Source organism: Sphaerisporangium sp. NPDC051011 (genome assembly GCF_040653595.1).
GTDB lineage: Bacteria > Actinomycetota > Actinomycetes > Streptosporangiales > Streptosporangiaceae > Sphaerisporangium.
In genome coordinates this window covers 134808-153344 of the sequence record NZ_JBFAGG010000006.1, presented here as the reverse complement: position 1 = coordinate 153344, position 18537 = coordinate 134808, and the positions used below count along the sequence as shown (strand labels likewise).

Annotated in this window: 19 protein-coding genes and 1 pseudogene; 12 read left to right on the top strand and 8 right to left on the bottom strand. The window is 68.3% G+C overall.

The genetic code is table 11. From position 1 onward, the window contains the following. Positions 1-21: 21 nt before the first annotated feature. Positions 22-720 carry a hypothetical protein gene (locus AB0H21_RS15860; RefSeq protein ID WP_358516779.1) on the bottom strand — a complete coding sequence of 233 codons (699 nt, stop codon included), beginning with the start codon at positions 718-720 and terminating at the stop codon, positions 22-24. A gap of 217 nt (positions 721-937) precedes the next feature. Here AB0H21_RS15860 and AB0H21_RS15855 point away from each other — a divergent pair, with 217 nt between their 5' ends. The 5 genes from AB0H21_RS15855 to AB0H21_RS15835 all read left to right on the top strand — a co-directional run bounded on the left by AB0H21_RS15855 (position 938) and on the right by AB0H21_RS15835 (position 7424). Next, positions 938-2122 (top strand): histidine kinase, encoded by a 1185-nt coding sequence (locus AB0H21_RS15855; RefSeq protein ID WP_358516777.1) that lies wholly within the window; start codon positions 938-940, stop codon positions 2120-2122. Positions 2123-2132: 10 nt separating this feature from the next. Continuing rightward, on the top strand, positions 2133-2810 hold the full coding sequence (locus AB0H21_RS15850; RefSeq protein WP_358516775.1) for a response regulator transcription factor: 678 nt from the start codon (positions 2133-2135) through the stop codon (positions 2808-2810). A 132-nt stretch (positions 2811-2942) separates the two neighbouring features. Beyond that, positions 2943-4184 (top strand): XRE family transcriptional regulator, encoded by a 1242-nt coding sequence (locus tag AB0H21_RS15845; RefSeq protein WP_358516773.1) that lies wholly within the window; start codon positions 2943-2945, stop codon positions 4182-4184. 2 nt (positions 4185-4186) lie between these two features. Continuing rightward, positions 4187-4837, top strand: coding sequence for a hypothetical protein (locus tag AB0H21_RS15840; protein WP_358516771.1), 651 nt, complete (start codon positions 4187-4189; stop codon positions 4835-4837). A 712-nt stretch (positions 4838-5549) separates the two neighbouring features. Beyond that, on the top strand, positions 5550-7424 hold the full coding sequence (locus AB0H21_RS15835) for an FAD/NAD(P)-binding protein (protein ID WP_358516770.1): 1875 nt from the start codon (positions 5550-5552) through the stop codon (positions 7422-7424). 70 nt (positions 7425-7494) lie between these two features. On the opposite strand, the gene AB0H21_RS15830 is transcribed toward AB0H21_RS15835, so the two are convergent. Beyond that, entirely contained in the window at positions 7495-8115 is a 621-nt protein-coding gene (locus AB0H21_RS15830; protein WP_358516768.1) for a DUF6879 family protein, read from the bottom strand. Continuing rightward, complete coding sequence (locus AB0H21_RS15825) at positions 8108-8377, bottom strand: hypothetical protein (RefSeq protein WP_358516767.1); 270 nt, start codon at positions 8375-8377, stop codon at positions 8108-8110. The genes AB0H21_RS15830 and AB0H21_RS15825 overlap by 8 nt, the downstream gene beginning before the upstream one ends. Before the next feature lie 388 nt (positions 8378-8765). Between AB0H21_RS15825 and AB0H21_RS15820 the strand changes: the two genes are divergently transcribed. Further along, entirely contained in the window at positions 8766-9494 is a 729-nt protein-coding gene (locus tag AB0H21_RS15820; protein ID WP_358516766.1) for a glyoxalase, read from the top strand. 157 nt (positions 9495-9651) lie between these two features. On the opposite strand, the gene AB0H21_RS15815 is transcribed toward AB0H21_RS15820, so the two are convergent. The 3 genes from AB0H21_RS15815 to AB0H21_RS15805 form a co-directional block, all read right to left on the bottom strand. Further along, a complete protein-coding gene (locus AB0H21_RS15815) occupies positions 9652-10437 on the bottom strand; it encodes a trypsin-like serine protease (protein ID WP_358516764.1) in 786 nt (261 codons plus the stop codon). Between the two features lie 184 nt (positions 10438-10621). Next, the gene (locus tag AB0H21_RS15810) at positions 10622-10750 is read right to left on the bottom strand and encodes a hypothetical protein (protein ID WP_358516762.1); all 129 of its coding nucleotides are present in this window, start codon (positions 10748-10750) and stop codon (positions 10622-10624) included. Then, positions 10747-10869 carry a hypothetical protein gene (locus AB0H21_RS15805; RefSeq protein WP_358516761.1) on the bottom strand — a complete coding sequence of 41 codons (123 nt, stop codon included), beginning with the start codon at positions 10867-10869 and terminating at the stop codon, positions 10747-10749. The genes AB0H21_RS15810 and AB0H21_RS15805 overlap by 4 nt, the downstream gene beginning before the upstream one ends. A 79-nt stretch (positions 10870-10948) precedes the next feature. Between AB0H21_RS15805 and AB0H21_RS15800 the strand changes: the two genes are divergently transcribed. Genes AB0H21_RS15800 through AB0H21_RS15780 form a run of 5 tightly spaced genes read left to right on the top strand, consistent with a single transcriptional unit; the run spans position 10949 to position 15704 of the window. Next, a complete protein-coding gene (locus AB0H21_RS15800; protein ID WP_358516760.1) occupies positions 10949-12238 on the top strand; it encodes a lipase in 1290 nt (429 codons plus the stop codon). Continuing rightward, positions 12235-13134 carry an ABC transporter ATP-binding protein gene (locus AB0H21_RS15795; protein WP_358516758.1) on the top strand — a complete coding sequence of 300 codons (900 nt, stop codon included), beginning with the start codon at positions 12235-12237 and terminating at the stop codon, positions 13132-13134. The genes AB0H21_RS15800 and AB0H21_RS15795 overlap by 4 nt, the downstream gene beginning before the upstream one ends. Next, positions 13131-13892 (top strand): ABC transporter permease, encoded by a 762-nt coding sequence (locus AB0H21_RS15790; RefSeq protein WP_358516757.1) that lies wholly within the window; start codon positions 13131-13133, stop codon positions 13890-13892. Before AB0H21_RS15795 ends, AB0H21_RS15790 begins: the two co-directional genes overlap by 4 nt. A 19-nt stretch (positions 13893-13911) precedes the next feature. Then, on the top strand, positions 13912-15102 hold the full coding sequence (locus AB0H21_RS15785) for a histidine kinase (RefSeq protein WP_358516755.1): 1191 nt from the start codon (positions 13912-13914) through the stop codon (positions 15100-15102). Next, positions 15099-15704 (top strand): response regulator transcription factor, encoded by a 606-nt coding sequence (locus tag AB0H21_RS15780; protein ID WP_358516753.1) that lies wholly within the window; start codon positions 15099-15101, stop codon positions 15702-15704. Before AB0H21_RS15785 ends, AB0H21_RS15780 begins: the two co-directional genes overlap by 4 nt. A gap of 83 nt (positions 15705-15787) precedes the next feature. On the opposite strand, the gene AB0H21_RS15775 is transcribed toward AB0H21_RS15780, so the two are convergent. Then, positions 15788-16189 (bottom strand): ATP-binding protein, encoded by a 402-nt coding sequence (locus AB0H21_RS15775; protein WP_358516752.1) that lies wholly within the window; start codon positions 16187-16189, stop codon positions 15788-15790. Positions 16190-16301: 112 nt separating this feature from the next. Here AB0H21_RS15775 and AB0H21_RS15770 point away from each other — a divergent pair. Beyond that, positions 16302-16436: pseudogene (locus tag AB0H21_RS15770) on the top strand (Scr1 family TA system antitoxin-like transcriptional regulator); the annotation flags it as partial. 267 nt (positions 16437-16703) lie between these two features. Here AB0H21_RS15770 and AB0H21_RS15765 read toward each other — a convergent pair. Beyond that, positions 16704-18503, bottom strand: coding sequence for a DUF1998 domain-containing protein (locus tag AB0H21_RS15765; RefSeq protein ID WP_358517302.1), 1800 nt, complete (start codon positions 18501-18503; stop codon positions 16704-16706). Positions 18504-18537 lie beyond the last annotated feature (34 nt).

Here is an 18537-nt window from a genome sequence, read left to right as displayed (position 1 = left end):
GTGCCACGTGGTCGCGCCGCGTCACACCGTGGCGCGCTCGCGCTGGAAGGTGCGGACGCCGGCGACCGCGAGCGGCAGGTACATCAGGGCGAACGCCGTGCCCACCACGTACGTCAGGCTGACCGGGATGACCATCATGCCGACGAAGGCGGCGAGATAGACGGCGGTCAGCCACCACCCGGCGACGCCTGCCCGGGCGAGGGCGACGCTCAGCGAGAGCAGGCCCAGGAAGGCGAGCAGCGTGGTACCGCTCCACAGGGGCATGAACGCCGAGGCGTCCACGGTGTCCGAGACGCGCGCCGCGACGTCGATCGGGAACTGCTGTCCGATGACCATTCGCCACCAGTCGTCGCGTACGGCCCCGGACACGTTGAGCAGCCCGATCGCGGTGGCGAGCGCGCCCAGCAGCGCCGGCCACCGGCCCTTGCGTCCGCGCACCAGCCCGGGGACGGCGAGCGCGCCGAGCGCGCCGAGGATGAGGCCGTAGTGGAGCAGCATGGCCGAGAGCTGCGTCAGGAAGCCGTCGCGCGCCAGTGAGGTGATGTAGTCGACCGTGGAGTCGGAGGCCTGCGGCGGGCAGGCCATCATGCCGCCGAAGATGAGCACGGGACCGCTGATCAGGGCGGCTCCGCCGGCCCGCCGCAGGAAGCGCCGGGTGCGGTCGGTTTCTTCGGTCAGCGGCTGCGCGGTCGCCGTGGCGTTGTGGGTGAGGGGGGTCATTTGGTACCTCCGTGTCGCTTTGCTGTGGGATTTCGTTATGGCGAGAACTCTCCCGCCGCGGGGCCGTCCGGCGGATCAGCCGTCGCGCATCGTGATGGCTCCTCGCTTCGACGGATCGGACGTAGGCCGCGTCCACTGTCCGGTGGACCCGGCGAGCTGCGAGGGTCCGCCATTCGGGGGAGTCGCCGCAGGCCGCGCGCGGTTACGATCGGTGGCCATGACGATGACCCGGTTGAGGGACGTCCGGCTCATTCCGCTGGTTTTCGGGCCGCTGATCAGCTTCCTGGCCGTTCTGGAGACCACGCTCGACACCTCCTCCTTCGGCGCGGGCGCAACGGCCACCCGGATGTCCGGGGTCGCGCTGGGCCTTGGGGTCGTGGTCGCGGCCTGGTACCCGCTGGCGGGCACGGTCATCGCGGCGGTCTGCCTGCCGGTGGGCGTGGTCGGGTTCGGCGCGCCGGGGGTCGGCGGCGCGGCGATGATCGGGCTGATCGGCGTGGTCGGGTGGGCCGGGTGGCGCGAGCCGCCGCGGCGTTCGGCCGTGGCGCTGTGCGTGGCGGGCGTGTCGTTCGCGTGGATGTCGATCGCGGCCGGCGGGACCCTGTGGGAGCTGTTCTTCGTACCGGCGGTGCTGCTGCCGGGCTGGTTCATGGGGCTGCTCGCGCGGCGCAGCGGCGAACGCGCGGTCAAGCTCGCCGAACTGGCCGCCGCGCTCGACGCCGAACGCGAGGCGAACGCCCAGGCCGCGGTGGCGCAGGAGCGCACGCGCATCGCCCGGGAGGTGCACGACGCGGTCGCGCACTCGGTCAGCGTGATGACGCTGCAGCTCGGAGGCCTGCGCCGGATGCTCGCGGACCGTCCGGTCGAGCTGGAGGTCGTGGCCGGGCTGGAGCATCTCGGGCGGCAGACGGTGGAGGAGATGCGCGGGCTGGTCGGCATCCTGCGCGAGCGCGTCGACGGCGAACGCCCGGCGCCCGCGCCGTCGCTGGCCCGGGTCGGCGAGCTGATCGCGGACGTCCGCGCCGCGGGTCTTGAGGTCACGCTGAACGCCCCCGCCGAGCCGCCCCGGCTGCCGCCGGTCCTGGACCTCACCGCGTACCGGGTGCTCCAGGAGGCCCTGACGAACGTGCTGCGGCATGCCGGGCAGGTGCCGACCGTGGTCACCATCGGCTACACCGAGCAGGCGCTCACCCTGGAGGTGCGCAACGAGCCGGGACGTCCCGCCGCCGACGCCCGGAGCGGCGGCCACGAGCTCGGCGGACAGGCCTCACGGCGCGGCGGCCACGGGCTGGTCGGCATGCGCGAACGGCTGACGATGGTGCGCGGGAGCCTGCACGCCGGTCCCGAGCCTGATGGTGGTTTCGCGGTCCGTGCCCGATTCCCCATCCCCCGCATATGGTAGGAAAGGCGACATGAGCATCTCGGTGGCCCTCGCCGACGACGAGGCGATGGTGCGCGTGGGCCTGCGGATGGTGCTCAACGGCGAGCCGGACATCGAGGTCGTCGGCGAGGCGTCCGACGGCGTCGAGGCGGTCGACCTGGTCGCGCGTACCCGGCCGGACGTCGTGCTGATGGACGTCCGCATGCCCAGAATGGACGGGCTGGAGGCGTCGCGGCGGCTCGTCCGCGACCACCCGGACAGCAAGGTCATCGTGCTCACGACGTTCGACGAGGACGAGCACGTCGCCGCGGCCCTGCGCGCCGGCGTCAGCGGCTTCATGCTCAAGATCTCCCCGCCCGAGCACCTCATCGAGGCAGTCCGAACGGTCGCGGCAGGCGGGGGCCTGCTGCACCCGGCGGTGACCCTGCGCGTGATCGCCGCGTTCGCCGGACAGCCCGACCCCGCCCGCGTCCCGAACCGCGCGGCCGAGCTGGACTCACTCACCGGCCGCGAGACGGACGTGCTCAAACTACTCGCCCAGGGCTTGACCAACACCCAGATCGCCGCCCGCCTCTACCTCGGCGAGGCCACGGTCAAGACCCACCTGTCCCGCGTCCTGATGAAGCTCAACCTGACCACCCGAGTCCAGGCAGTCGTCTACGCCTACGAAAGCGGCCTCATCCGCCCCGGCGATCCCGACCGCCCCTGACCATGGCCACCCAGTCGGTTGAGCTTGCTCCCGGTGAGGAAGGGCCCCGGAACCTGCGAGACCAACTTTCCGACGCCGAACGTAGCGTCTCTGAATCAGGCACGTATCATTGATTCAGGAGGTGGGGCGCTCATGGATCTCCAGCAAATAGGTGCACGGGTAAGGCGGGAACGCGAACGGGCAGGTCTCACTCAACGAGAGTTGGCCGACCTGACCGGCATATCTCAGCCCACCCTGGCGCGCATCGAGTTGGGTAGCCGGCCAAGGCTCACGATCGCCGAGCTAGATCGACTCGCTACGGCCGTTGGCGTTCCACTACGTGAGCTCACCTCAGGCAGCCCGGTGAGAAGTCGGGTTCGCATCGCGGCGCGCATGGCTGAGGCGCCTACTGAGGCTCTAGAGGCCGCCTTGCGGCTGGCCGTCGACATACTCGTGCTGGACGACCGCCTTGATCGAATCCTCCAAAATAGTCAGACTCCAGCGGACGAGGCACTTCGTTCGGTCGTGGATCTGCCGCTTCCAGACCCGGTCGACTCCTGCGAAGAGCGAGGGCGCGCGCTCGCGCTGACCGTGCGTAGGGAACTCGAACTGGGCGGTGCACCACTGGCCGACCCTGCCGAACTGGTGGAGAGACTCACCGGAGTCGATACCGCTGTTGTTGATTTCCCTGCGGGGATTGACGGGTTCACTGTGACGGACCCGGCCCGCAACGTCACACTGATCGTGGTCGGTACGCGGGCGGTAGCCGAGCGACAGCGCTTTACCTACTGCCATGAGCTCGGACATCTGCTGTTCGGTGATGGTACCGAGACGCACCTTTTGGACGGGAGTCGTACTCCAGCTGAGCTTCGTTGTGATGCGTTTGCGCGCAATCTCCTCGCCCCCCAGGACGGAATCAGGGCTTGGCTCGGTGCTGAGAGCTCACAGGGCGAGGGGGCCTTCAACGAGCGGACATGTGCGCTACTGGCCCGTCATTTCGGGGTCAGCCTGATGGTGATCCTCATTCAGTTGCAGCGCATGGGCCTGATCACCGAACAGCAGGTTGAGACGTTGCGTGGTCCCAGCGGCGTGCAACTGGCGTGGCGCTACGGGTGGGGTCCCCAGCACGACCGTGAGCAGGAGGTCAGTCGAACGATCCGTCCTCCGCGACGAGTACTCGAAAGGGCCACGGCGGCTTACCAAACAGGCAAGCTAGGCATTCGAGTGCTGGCCGAACTAGAAGGCCAGGATCCAGCGGTTACCGAAGCCGCCCTGACGGCGGCGGGCGTCGTACCCGAACCCCCGCAGATCCGCCGGGCGGACATGGATCGTCTTCTCGCTCGGAGTCGCTCACAAGGACCTCTGCAGGGCTCATCGCCAGAGCAGGAGAAATAGCGGTGTCCGACCAGGAGGAGGAACCTCCAAGCCACCCTGATGAGATATGCGTGCTCGATGCGGTCGTGTGCGTCCATTTCGTGGGCGCCAACCTGCAGCTGATTTTGATCGACGCGCTGGAGAGCACCGGGCTAGTGCTGCAGATCCCTGAGGAGGTGTGCGATGAGATCGCCGGTAAGGATCGCAGGTACCCAGGACTACGGCAGCGCTGGGCAAAGCTTCAAGCGAGTAGGTGGATCCAGGTACTGCCGCGCATAGAGGTGGAAACCGCCCACCCGCGGGTCGTTGAGGTCATTGAAGACATCCGTGGGATCGAGCTCGAGCAGGCTGTCCGTATCAAACGAGACCTGGGCGAAGTAGTTGTCATAGCACGTTGCGTCCATCTCGCCGAGCAAGGGCAGAACGTCATGGCTCTCATCGACGATCAGGGAGGTCAGGCGCTCGCCGCTCGCTGGGGTGTGCCTATACTCACCATCGAAAATGTGCTGACTCTGGCGATTCAGAGAGGCCATTTCCCCACTCGAGGCGACTTGCGCAAGGCGTACGACAGACTGCGCGAGTACGGTGACGGAATGCTCCCGTTGGAGAAGAGCGGCCTCATCGAGGAATACCAACAGTGGGAGGGACAGAGGGACACTTGGGACACTCCATAGGGCGGAGGCGCGTTTATGCGCCCTCGGTCACTCACAAATCGCCCGCTGAGCAGCACCCAGAGCAGCGATCTCACGAGCGCGACGGATCGCCTGTACATCCCCTTCGGTCGGGATGACATCGCGCCAGCCCCAAAAGCCTCCAGCAGCGTGGTACACAATCTCGCGTACCAAACCAGGGGCTTGCCGTTCCCGTGGCCCGTGGTCCCAGGCGCACGCATACCCATCGCAACGTTGGATCTTGGACGGGCGGAGGATCTGTGTCTTCTCGCACCCGTGGCACCGTACGACCACCTTTGGGGCACCTTTACGCCGACTCACCACACACCTCTCGCGGGGCGCGCAGTGCGCTGATACACATCGCCCCGTCTCTCAACGCCATTGAAGACTGCTCCTAGTTTATGGATGAACACTGATGGTCACCGGCTCGTTCGACGAGCCGAGAAAACATTCCCGGACATAGCGTCGCCCGTAGCGGACGCTGTGCCTCGTCGGCCCGCACGTCGCCCTGGCCGAGATCGGTTGGTCGGCCGCTCTAGCGGCGGCCGGTGGGCGGCAACGGGTAGTCCTGGCAGCGGGAGCGTGACCGGTCGGGCTCCTCGTCGACTCTCGTGACCGGCTAAGACCAGGAAGCTTGGGTCTTGCCATCGGGTATTTCCGGGTTTTCTGGTAGGAAATATTGACTGTGTCGTGAAGCGGTGCAAACCTCCTTGCTGTGAGCAGCGCACCTCTGACGATCGTGGTGGTGGGAGCCGGGCCGGGCGGCACCGTCATAGTCGATCGCCTCATCGCCAACGCACCCCCAGGGCGCCGGCTGGAGATCCACGTGGTCGACCCGCATCCCCCGGGCGGCGGGCGGACATGGCGACGCGAGCAGTCAGAGCTGATGTGGATGAACTCCCAGGCCGTGGACGTGAGCCTGTTCACCGACACGAGCGTGCAGATGGAAGGACCGATCCGTCCGGGCCCCGCCATCCACGAGTGGGCGGCCGAGCACGGCTACGACGTCACACCCGCCACGTTCCCGCCCCGGGTCATCCAGAACGCCTACCTGTCCTGGTGCTTCGAGCACATCGTGACATCGGCGCCGTCGGAGGTCACCGTCCAGGTCCACCGGGCCACGGCCGAGGCGCTCACCGAGGCCGGTGGCCGTCAGCGGGTCTGGCTGGACGACGGGGGCGAGCCGCTCGACGCCGACGCCGTCCTGCTGGCCCAGGGCTACCTCGACGCGGCGCCGGGCGGCGTCCATCAGGAGCTGGCGGACTTCGCCGACGAGCACGGACTGGTGTACGTGCCGCCGAACTACGTCGCCGATCTCGACCTGGACATGATCCCGGCGGGCGAGCCGGTCATCCTGCGCGGCATGGGTCTGGCCTTCATCGACACCATGGTCCTGCTGGCGCAGGGGCGCGGCGGCCGGTTCGAGCCCCGGCCTGGCGGCGGATACGTGTACCACCCCTCCGGCGCGGAGCCGATCATGTACGCGGGCTCACGCCGGGGTATCCCGAACCACTCCAAGATCACCTATCCCGAGCTGGGCGCACCCCTGGCCGAGCCCCGCTACTTCGTGCCCGACGCGGTCACCAGGCTGTACGAACAGCACGGCCCGCTCGACCTGCCCCGGCACCTGTGGCCGCTGATGGCCAAGGAGCTCGCTCACTTCTACTACCACGAGCTGTTCGCCGCCCACCCCGAGCGGGTCACGCTCCCCTGGGAGAAATTCCTCGACCGGTACGACCCGCTCGGCTGGGACGACGACGAGCGCATCACTCTGGTGGAGGAGTCCGTGCCGAGGCGCGAGGACCGGCTCGACCTGGCGTACCTGCTGTCACCACTGGAGGGGCTGCGCTTCGACGACGCCGAGGACCTTCAGCAGTGGCTCCGGGCGTACATCGTCGCCAACGTCGAACGGCACGCCGACCCCGCCCACAGCGCCGACCTGGGACTCTACAAGGGGCTACTGGTGATGCTGGGCTTGATCCTTGACGTCGTGAACCGGGGCCTGCTGTCGGCGAGGTCCCAGGCCGAGGATCTCATGGAGTGGTTCCAGGGCGTCTTCAGCTACTACGCGTCCGGGCCTCCGCCGCAGCGGCTCCTGGAGCTGGAAGCCCTGTCGCGGGCCGGGATCGTCCGGTTCCTCGGCGGCGGCGTCACCGTGACCGCCGATCCGGAGGCCGGGCTGTTCCGCGCGTGCGGCACGCAGGTGCCCGGCCACGTCGAAGCGCGGGCGCTGATCGAGTCCCGGCTGCCCGCCGCGAGCATCGCCCGGGTGCAGGATCCCCTGCTGCGCGGCCTGTACGACAGCGGCTCGATCACCGAAGAGGTGCTGACCGGCCCGGACGGCACGACCTACCGGCTCGGCCGGCTCCGGGTCGAGAACGGACGCCTGGTGAACGCCGCAGGTACGGCCCACCCCCGCCGCTTCGCCCTCGGCCACTGGGTCGGCCAAGGCTTCACAATCGCCGGCTTCGCCCGCCCCCACGCCAACGCCTTCCCCTTCCGCATCGCCGACGCCCTGGCCCGCGCCCTCCTAACCGCAATCATCCGCTCGCCCGACCCGGTGCGCTCAACGGCGAACAGCGCCATATAAAGCTCCAGTGAGCCTGTCAATGCTTTGAGCTTCGCGTGACGCTGAGGAATCTGGGCGGTCATACCGCCTTTCATACCCCTTGAGGTGCGGGACGCGGAAGGTCTGCGATCTTCCTGGGGAAGTATCGAAGGAGGTCCTCGCCTGCCTGCCAGTATTCGATGATCTCGCGGCGGCAGATGTCGATGAGGTCGACGTCGGTGAATTTACGCGCGCCGGACAAAACGCCATTCGTGTACTGAATGTCGTACATTACGGGGGATGTGGAGTGGTGTCCGAGTACCACGACCTCGGGCAGCGTGGCCCTCGTCTCCTGAGGTGCGGCGGCTTCTACGGGCAGGATCCGAATCTGCTCGCCCAGTTCGGCCCACGCCATGAGCAGGTGCAGTTCCCACTGAAGGTAGGGAGTCGGTGGTTCGCATACGAACCGGATGCGCCGTTGGACGATCCCACAGCGGTCGAGCTCGCGCTGGTGTTCCATCCGGCCAGGGCGCATCTCGCCGGCAAGCCTCAACGATGTGTCCCAGTCGCCTTCGGCCATGGCCAGCCAGCTCGGGGTGGTGGGTTCTTTGAATGTGAGTTGCCGCTCCAGCTTCCAGGAGGTGTCGATCTCCCAGAAATGATGCTGAAAGTCCTTCTTGTAGCTATCCAGGTCCAGAAACTGTGCGGGAATGCTGCTGAGCTGCTCAATCATCTGGAATGTCCGGTTTGGCGGCCTGGAGGAGGAATCGCGGGATCATCACGAGACGCTCGTCGGCGCGAATGGTTACATCGCCAGGGAGTCGGCCCGCATAACTCGCTGTGACATCTCTCCCTACCACCGCGATGTCCCCGTTCTCCATCTCCCATATGTCAGGGCAGCCGTCCGTATTCGCGGTGCTCCCGAGTTCACGCATCGACTTTCCGAGTCTACGCAGAAACCCGGCCTCCGTCTCCGCTTCCCAAGGTGTGTCCACTGGCCTCACCTTCCAGGTACGAAAACCGTCTCGGAATCTCTCCCAGCGTCACACGACCGATGAAATATATCAATAAATTAGGCCGAAGGTTGATATATGGCGCATCCGAAAGCGCGTATTTCGCCATGGTCGCCGGGCTAAACCGCAACCCGACCCAAGCCCGGGGCTCAGCAGGTCTCACGACGCGCAAGGACGCGGCACGCAGAGCTGCTAGTCGCGCATCGCGGCGGCCTGGGTTGTCAGGTCGGCGATGGCCTGGTCGGTGTTGCCCGGCGCGCCTAGGTCAACGTTGGCGTCTGGTTGCGTGAGGTGGGTCCTCTGGAGCGATCCATATGCGAGTCTCGCCGAAGGGTGCAAACATCGCCGGGCGACCTGGAAGGGGAATGACTTGGGTGAGCCTGCGGTTCGGCCGAATGAGACGACGGTGCCGTTGATGCCGTGCGCGTCCGTGGAGGAAACCTTGGCGTTCTATGAGGCGCTCGGGTTCGAGGCGACCTACAAACAGAGCAAGCCCTATGTATATCTGGCGCTGCAGTGGAGCGGATTCCAGCTGCACTTCGGTCCGGCGCCCAAGGGCCTGGATCCGGTCCGGGAGGAGTCTGGAGGCTGCCTGGTCATGGTCGACGCCGTGGCGCCGTATCACGCGGCGTTCGTCGCAGCGATGCGCCGGGTCTACGGGAAGGTGCTGAGTTCCGGTCTTCCGCGGATCACCCGTTACCGGCCCGGCGCGTCGCGGTTCACGCTGATCGATCCGTCCGGGAACTCGATCATGTTCATCCAGCGCGACGAGCCCGCCGAACTGGAGTATGGCGGCTCGAAGAAGCTGGCGGGCCTGGCCAAGGCGCTCGACAACGCCCGGATCCTGCGCGAGTTCAAAAACGATGATCTGCAGGCATTCCGTGCGCTCAAGTCCGCGGTGCGCAGGCACGGCGCGGACGCCTCGGTGGTCGAGCGGGCCATCGCCCTGTGCCACCTCATCGACGTGGCCATGGTCCTCGGTGAGCCCACCGATCCCTGGCTCACCGATCTGCGTGGCCTGGAGCTCGCCACTGACGACAGGCAGCGCATCGAGTCGGAACTCGGGCATCTCGCCGGACTTCAGGAGTGGCTCCCCTAAATGTGAAGCGACTCCTTCGAGAGAGCAAAGTTGATCAGGCGATGAGGTGGTATTCGTCCTGGTTGTGAGCATGGTGCACGCGGCGGTGCTCTCGAAAATCACCTGACCGGTGGGCGCGGAGTCCCCTCTGCGACCGTTCTCACCGCGGTGAGAACGGTCAGGGAAGCGCGACGAACCGGCCGAGGAACCGCCGCGCCGAGGCGGAGTCCAGCCTGCGGTCCACGTTGGTCGCCCGGCACGCGGAGTCGCCGGTGATCGTCGTGGCCACGAGGAGGTCCGAGTCGGGACCGCCCAGGAAGTCGGGGCCTCCGGAGTCTCCATGGCAAGTACCACCGTCACCGGTCGATGGGTTCTGCGACAGCCTGAGCCATACCTTTTCGAGGCTTAGGAAGGACCCGGACGTCTGGTTGCGCGTGTCGGTGTAGAGGTAGGTCTCGCCATCGGGTCCGTCGGTGGGGGCCGGCGAGCCGTACCCGACCGGGGTGAACGTGGCCGTCGCCAGCGTATGGTCGTCCTTGAGCCGGTCGAGCAGGTTCGCGGTGGGCAGTTTCGCGGGCGTGATGTTCGGAATCGCCTTGGTGAAGACGACCACCGCCATGTCGTGCGGGTCGGAATGGCGACCACCATAGCTCGGGTCCGCGATGTAGCGACCGCTGTAGACCGTGTCACCATCCCGGTAGTGGGTCGAGAACGAAACCCGGGCGGTCGTCTGGCCCGGCTTGCCGCAGTGGGCGGCCGTGAGGAAGACGGTCGGCGAGATGAGCGTGCCACTGCAGTAGGCCCATGTGCCGTCAGCGAACATGTGATCGGCGATCAGGGCCCCCACCTGCGGGTGCTTGTTCCCGTCGGGGGTGCCGTCGGTGATGGCGCCTGCGGGGGAGACGCCACCGGCGACCACCACGACGACGAGCGCCACTGCCAGGAGGGAAGTTCGCATTCGCATGGAACACGATAATAGGTAAAAAACCACCCCAAAACGGACGGCTGAGGCAGTTCGAGGGTAAAGAACTAGGCTGCCGAACCGGCCGAGCGGAGTCCGCAGGCGCGGGCGGCTGATCGGGCGGGTGCCCTTGGGTCGGCGGCCTCCACCGCAGCGAGCCCGGCATCCAAGAGCGCGAGGTCGCCGATCAGGTGTTCACCAGCACATCGAGCCGCCAGGCGTCCAGGCGGTCGCCCTCGGCGGCGTAGGGAATCGTCCGCAGATCGGCCGGCGCCGGATTGCGGCCGGCCCAGCATCGGCGAGCCGCCGAGGTCATCGCTTCTGCAGATCCAGATCCTGCAGGAGATCGACGATCGTGGTCAAAGGGTATGCGCCGCCGATGAACCTAGACGCATCCGAACCGGCGAACGTGATACCGAGCATGACATCTGTCATCGGGGAGGGGTGAACGGCGCATCGGAACCGGTGTGCTGCGGCACTACAGCGACGAGTTGTGCCATCGAAGACTCTGTACATGAGACGACGAACCCTCCTCGCCGCCACCATGGCCGTGCCCGTCACGCTGCTCGGCGCCCGCCCCGCCCAGGCCGCCGCCCCGCGACTGGACCCGCGGACGGGCGTGCTGCTGGACACCCGCGCCCAGGCGTTGACGGCCCGGCAGGCCCTCGCCGGGGCCTCCGGACCGGCGCTGAAGTCCGCGACGGTCGCCGGGCCGACCCGGCTGCGGCTGCCCGCGCCGACCGGCCCGCACCGCATCGGCACCGTGTCCCTGCACCTCGTCGACCGGTCCCGGCCCGACCCCTGGGTGCCGTCCGTCCCGGTCCGCGAGCTGATGGTGCAGGTCTGGTACCCGGCCCGCGACGTGCGCCACCACCCGCGCGCCCCGTGGGTGTCGCCGGCCCTCGCCGCACTGCTCGCCCCGCCCGGCTCCGGCCTCGAACTGCCCACCGCCCACGGGCACACCGGCGCGCCCGCGCTGCCGGGCCGCCGGCCCGTAGTGCTCTACTCGCCCGGCTTCGGCGTCGAACGCACCGCCGCCACCGCGCTCGTCGAGGAGCTCGTCAGCCACGGGTACGTCGTCGTCACCATCGACCACACGCACGACTCGCCGCTGGTCGAGTTCCCCGACGGGCGGGTCGCCCTGAACGCCGTGCCACCGCCGACGGACGACCCCGCCGACGAGGAGCGGCTCATCACGAAAGCGTTCGCCGCGCGGGTGGCCGACACCCGGTTCGTCCTGGAGGCCGTGACCGTCCTCGCCAGCGGCGGCAACCCCCACGAGGGGCGCCGGCCGCTGCCGAGCGGGCTGCGTAACGCCTTCGACCTGCGCCGGGTCGGGATGCTCGGGCACTCCCTAGGCGGCGCCACCGCAGCCGAGATGATGTACCTCGACCGCCGGTTGGTCGCCGGCGGCAACGTCGATGGCACCGCCCTCGGCCGGGTCCTGGAAGATCCGGGCGGCGGACTGAACCGGCCGTTCCTGCTGCTGAGCTCCGACGGGCACGGCCGCGACACCGACGAGTCGTGGGCGCGGCTGTGGGCCGGGCTGCGGGGGCCCCGCCACGAGCTGCAGCTGCTGCGCTCCGGGCACATGTCCTTCACCGACTACCAGGTGCTCCTGCCGCAGGCCGGGGTCCCGGCGGCGGACCTCGAGCCCGGGTTCGGCACGATCGACGGCGAACGTTCGGTGCGGGTGCAGCTGGTGTACCAGTTGGCGTTCGTCGACCGGTACCTGCGCAGACACCGCGAACCGCTGCTCGACGGGCCGTCGGCCCGCTACCCGGAGATGAGGTTCCTGCCGTGACCGCCGTCGTGGAAGCCGTCGCGTTGCAACGCCGCTACGGTGCCTTCACCGCCGTCCGGGACGTCTCGTTCAGCATGCGGAAAGGGGAACTTTTCGCGCTGCTGGGGACGAACGGGGCCGGCAAGACGTCGACGATGGAGCTGGTCGCCGGGCTCGGCCGGCCGGGCGGCGGCACCGTGCGGGTCCTCGGCCACGACCCGGTCCGCGAACGGGCCGTCGTGCGTCCCCGGACGGGGGTGATGCTGCAGGAGGGCGGGTTCCCGCCGGACCTCACCCCCGTCGAGGCGCTGCGGATGTGGGCCGGGACGCTGCCGGCGCCCCGCCCGGTCGCCGAGGCCCTCACCCTCGTCGGGCTCGACCACCGGGCCACGGTCCGGGTCCGGCAGCTCTCCGGCGGTGAACGGCGCCGCCTCGACCTCGCCGCCGCCGTCCTCGGCCGCCCCGACCTGCTCATCCTCGACGAACCGACGACCGGCCTGGACCCGCAGAGCCGCCACGACGCCTGGTCGCTGCTGCGCGGTCTGCTCACCGACGGGGTCTCGATCCTGCTCAGCACCCACTACCTGGAGGAGGCGGAGGAACTCGCCGACCGGCTCGCCATCATGCACCGCGGCGTGATCGTGACCACCGGCACCGTCGCCGACGTCGTCAGCGCCTACCCGGCGCGGATCGCGTTCGACCTGCCGGCCGGGCTGGACCTCACCGACCTGCCCGACCTGCCGGGGACCCGCGGGGTCGACGGCGGCCGGGTGACCGTACACACACCGCAGTTGCAACCGGCGCTCACCGCGCTGCTGGCCTGGGCCGACCGGCACACCGTCGAACTGGCCCGCCTCGACGCGAGGTCGGCGTCGCTGGAAGAGGCATTCCTGTCGATCGCCGAGGAGGGCGCATGAGAAGGCTGCTGTCGATCGGCCGGGCGGAGCTGCTGCTGCTCGGCCGCAACCGGACCGCCCTGTTCAACGCGGTGCTCCTGCCGGTGGCGATCATCGGCCTGCTCGCCGCGACCCGGGACCGGTCCGACCCCACCGGTGGCGCCGTGCTGCTGACCGGACTGCTCGGGTTCGTGCTCGTCGGGGTCCTGTACTACACGCTGGTCAGCACCTACGTCGCCCGCCGGGAGGAGCTCGTGCTCAAACGGCTGAGGACCGGCTCGCTGACCGACACGGAGATCCTCATCGGGACCGCCGGGCCGACCGTCACGGTCGCGCTCGGGCAGATGCTGCTGTTCGTCACCGCTGGCGCCGTCGTCCTCGGCCTGCGACTGCCCGTCAACGCGCTCGTGCTGCTGGTCGGAGTGCTCGCCGGGACCGCCGTGTTCGTGCTGCTGGCCGCGGCGAGCTCCGCGTTCACCCGGACCGTCGAGCTGGCGCAGGTCACCACCCTGCCGGTACTCATGGTGTGTCTGGTCGGAGCCGCCCTCCCCCCGGACACCCTGCCGGCGCCGGTGGCGGAGGCGCTACGGTGGCTGCCACTGGCCCCCACACTGGACCTCTTGCGGCTCGGCTGGCTCGGCACCACCGGGCCGGGGCCCGCACACGACTTCGTCGGGGTGCTCGGTGCGGCGGCCGCCCCGGCGGGGCTGCTCGCCGTGTGGATGGTCCTCGGCTGGCTCGCGGTGCGCCGCTGGTTCAGCTGGGAACCGCGTCGTTGACGTCTTCGGAGGGGGACCGGTGATCGATTGGTGGCGGCGGCAGAGCCAGGCCACCCGGTTCGAGTGGTACGCGCGGGGGTCGTTCTACACCCTGGTGGCGTCGTCCCCGTTGCTCCTCGGCGGGCTCGTCCAGCGCGAGGTCGCCCCCGGGCACCGGTTCGTCTTCATCGCCCTGCTCGTGCTGCACACCGCGGTATGCCTCGTGCTCGTCCACCACGGCATCGGGGCGTACCAGGGGTCCCGGCCCCGCCCGACCGGCCTCATCCTCGTCGGCGGCGGGTTGACCGCCGCCGGCCTGGTCGCCGCGTACCTCGCCTACCCGGAGCCGACCCCCGGCCACGCGGACGGCCCGGCGGCGGGCCTGCTGCTGGTCTTCAGCGTCACGTACGTGTCGGCGCTCGCCGCCGCGGCGCGCCCCCGCACGTCGATCGCCGTCGCCGTGGCCTTCTGCGGCGTCGGCGTGCTCTTCGACCGCACCGGCGAGGGCGTGATCGCCCTCGGCGCACTGCTCATCGGGGTCGTCCTGGCGTACCGGGTGTCACTGTGGATGCTCGGCGTGGTCCGCGAACTGGACCGGGCCCGGCACGTCCAGGCCGGGCTCGCCGTCGCCGAGGAACGCCTCCGGTTCGCCCGGGACATGCACGACGTCGTCGGCCGTACCCTGTCCGTGGTGGCGTTGAAAGCGGAACTGGCCGCGCAGCTCGCCCGCCGGGGCCGCGCCGAGGCGGTCGACGAGATGCTGGAGGTGCGGCGGATCGCCCAGGACTCGCTGACCGAGATGCGCGCCGTCGTCCTCGGCTACCGCGCCGCCGACCTCGACGTCGAACTGGCCGGGGCACGGGCGCTGCTCGCCTCCGCCGGGATCGAGTGCCGCGTCATCGGCGACAGCAGCGGCCTGCCGGCGTCCCTGCAGGGCGCCCTCGGCTGGGTGGTCCGCGAGGGCACGACCAACATGCTGCGGCACAGCGAGGCCCGCACCTGCACCGTCACCATCGACGCGTCGCCCGCCGCGGTGACGGTGACGATGTGCAACGACGGTGTCCCTTCAGGTGCCCCGCCCCGGTTCGGCAGCGGCCTGATCGGCCTGAAGGAACGGATCGCGGACCTCGGCGGGACGGTGACCGCCGAACGCCTCACCCCGGACCGGTTCCAGCTGTCGGTCCACCTGCCCGCCGCGCCTGTCCTTGGCGATGGGGCGGTGCCGGCATGATCCGCGTCCTGCTCGCCGACGACGAGCATCTCATCCGCGGGGCGATGGCGGCGCTGCTCGGCCTCGAGGAAGACCTGGAGGTGGTGGGGCAGGCAGCGACCGGCGCGGAGGCCCTCAACCTCGCCCGGGCCCTGCGCCCGGACGTCGCCGTCCTCGACCTGCAGCTGCCAGACCTCGACGGGGTCGCGGTCGCCGCCACCCTGCACGCCGAACTGCCCACCTGCCGCACGATGATCGTCACCAGCCACGGGCTGCCCGGACACCTCAAACGGGCCCTCACCGGCGGGGTGCGCGGGTTCCTCGCCAAGACCGTCTCGGCCGACATCCTTGCGACCGTGGTACGCACCGTGCACGCCGGCGGCCGGTACGTCGACCCGCAGCTCGCCGCCGAGGCCATCAGCGCCGGCGAGAGCCCGCTGACCGCCCGGGAGGCCGACGTTCTGGCACTCGCCGCGACCGGCGCGCCGGTGGAGGAGATCGCCCGCCAGGCCGCCCTGTCACCGGGCACGGTCCGCAACTACCTGTCGTCCGCAGTCGGCAAGACCGGTGCCGCCAACCGCCACGAAGCCGCCCGCCTGGCCCGCACCCGCGGCTGGATCTAGCAGTGGACTCCGTCCCCCTAGTGGACCTAGGAGATCCGGACGTGACAGCCGCATGCGCTTAGGTGCCGTGGCGGCATCCTCGGTCAGATATCTCGGCCGACGATCCGGACCCCAACGGCCTCCGGCGCGGGGAGCAGGCAGCGGACCTGCTTGCCGATCGGGGTGAGCGCGACGTCCCACCCGGGCGCGAGCGCGTCCAGCAGCCAGAGCCCACGCCCCGACTCCGCCTGGTCGTCATCGGCCGCGATCCCTGTCCGCCTGGGCAGCCGGTACGGATCCGGATCGTGAACCCGAACCCAGATGCCTCGCCGATCCGACTCGATCTCCACCACAACCGGCACCCAGTGCCCACAAGCCCGAACCGCATTCCCGACCAGCTCCGACGCCACCAACCGCGCCGACTCGACCATCTCGCGGTCGACCCCCGCAGCGGTCAACACGCTCTGCGCCACCTCCCGCACGGCACGCAGGTTCTCCTCGCTCACATTCATATGAACGACGAACCCTTCCGGCCGCGTCGTCATATAGAACCCGAGCCCGGCGTCTACACGGTCAGTTCCCACAGTGAGCCTCCCTTGAGAGCGGTACCCCTCTGCCTTGGCCCCTCTGCTCGTTCCAGAGCTATTGCATACGGCGGCCTACGCGCACGAGCCCATCGCCGGCATCACCATGACTCGCACCACTGAAGAGATCGCAGCCCTCCCGGAAATACGCCTGGCACGCCAGGCTGTCCTCATCTGGCCGAGCGCCGCTCAAGGTGTGGGCGGTCAACTCCGAAGCGGTCCTCCGCCGAGGTTCCGCGGTCAGACCAGAGACGATCCGGCACCAACTCTGCAGACTCCGGGAGCACGCCGAACCGCCCACTATGGGGCGGATGGCCCGTTCGGCGAAGTAGTCGGCGAGATCTTGATAGGGGACATTGAACTTGCCGAACTCAGCACAGCGTCATCAGCGGATCCGGGTCAGAGTCGTTCAGCTCCTTCGAGCGGCCCCTCGAGGCTAGTGAAAGAAGCCGATCTGCGGGGCGTCGGGAGTACCGACCAGCATGGCACGGTCGAGGAAGGTGTTGTTCGCTTCGCAACTGACCTCAGGCAGGAGTACACAGGCATAGCAGGCCGCCAGATTGAGACTGTCGGCACCGCTGGCCTCCGATTCCATACATGGAGGGTCTTGAGAGCACCAGGAGATGCGGTCCATTGCGGATCTGAGTGAGTTACGCAGCTTGTGTAGTTCGCCTTGGCTTACGACTCCTCCCAGACTCCCGGCGGAATCACTGGTAGCGGTGTAGATGAGGACACCGGCCATGTCATCCGAACAGTAGATGCGCTCTCGAAGAGCGGCGGCCGGATAGCCACTGTCCAGGCTCCATTCATTTATCAGCGCGTGCGCGAGCGTATGCAAGAGGATGTAACGAGGCGTTATCGGGGAGTCGGTGTCGACGGTGGCATGCCGTCTCTGCGAAAGCTGCGCTCGTCTCAGCAATACTGCACGGTGGTTGTCACGAATGCGGTTCGCACGGGCCGATGGGCCATCGGCATCCTCCCATTCACGCAGCCTGCCGGCTTCGATCGTCAGGAACACACCCTCCCCCATGACCTCGATGGCCGGAAGCCAGTCCATGGCCCGCTTGGACAAGGGGGCAGGCCGAGAGGCGGAGAGGGCAGGATCAGGCATCTCGACTCGGGTGAAGGCTTCAAGCACTCGCACTTCACGGAGCCGCTTGACCAGCATGATCTTGCCGAGACCCGGGGGAATCGGGTCGGACGCGTCCGTCCGCGCGGACTCGCATTCGAAGTCGTCGTCACGCGACACCTCGGTCGTCCCGTTCAGTAGCTCCCTGTACTCCTTTTTCCGTAGGCGGCTGGAGGCGTCGAGTTGTGTCGTCTCCTCTTCTCGATTCTCCTCCCTTAGCTGGCGATGCTCAGAAAGGACACCCAACACTTGGTCCTTGGTGAACGGATACCTCTTGATGATCGCTCCGATGACGGCATCGAGCGCCACTTCGTTCTGTGCATGCTCGAGCAGTTGCTCCAGATGCTTGACGACGAACTTGTGGAGCGCTTGAGACCACGGCGGTATGGAGAGAGATGAGCGCTGAACGGGAAACCATGCCGCCGACGACCCTCGTTGGAGTGCTCGCGGAGTTTCCGAACACGCCTCATCATCACCGTCACGTCCCAACCACGGGCGTCTGCTTTTGCAACGAAAACCGATGGACTCAAGGGCTCCTCCGCCGAGCGCACCTTCCATGGAGACCGGTCTCACGCCGCAGGAGCATTTGATGAGAATCGACCGTAGGGAGGCGGTCCCGCCTGTGTTGTGCAGAGTCAAATCATGGCGTTCACCTCGGTCGCCGGTCGCGTCGCCCGACTTGTTGTGCAGCCATTCCCAGTACGGAAAGTCGTCGAGGTGTCCGTTGACACAGGCTGTGACGAAGCGAGACGGGGTCAGTGGCCTGTCGCAGGCGCCGCAACGGCTCTTTCCTCTCGGTGAGCCGAATCTAGAAAAGGGCTGCAGTGCCTTGCACTCCGGACAGGAGTACATTTCCGGGAACAGTCGGACTCTGACCCCGTCGCCTGCGGGGGGGCTCGCCGCGGGAGGGAGTCGAAACTCGTTCACGGAAAGCCAGTGCTGGAGATTCGGTTCGTGGATGACCGGAGCCAGGTCGGCTTTCCAGGTGTCGAGTCCACTGATGATGAACGACTGGTCGCCGATCGCGACCAGCGAGCCGACACCGTAGGTCGTGATCATCTGTGTGCGTCGTACGGCCCCTTGGGGCGTACGGGTCCGCTCCGTGATCTCCCGACGACCCGGCGCCGGACGCCTGTTGGAA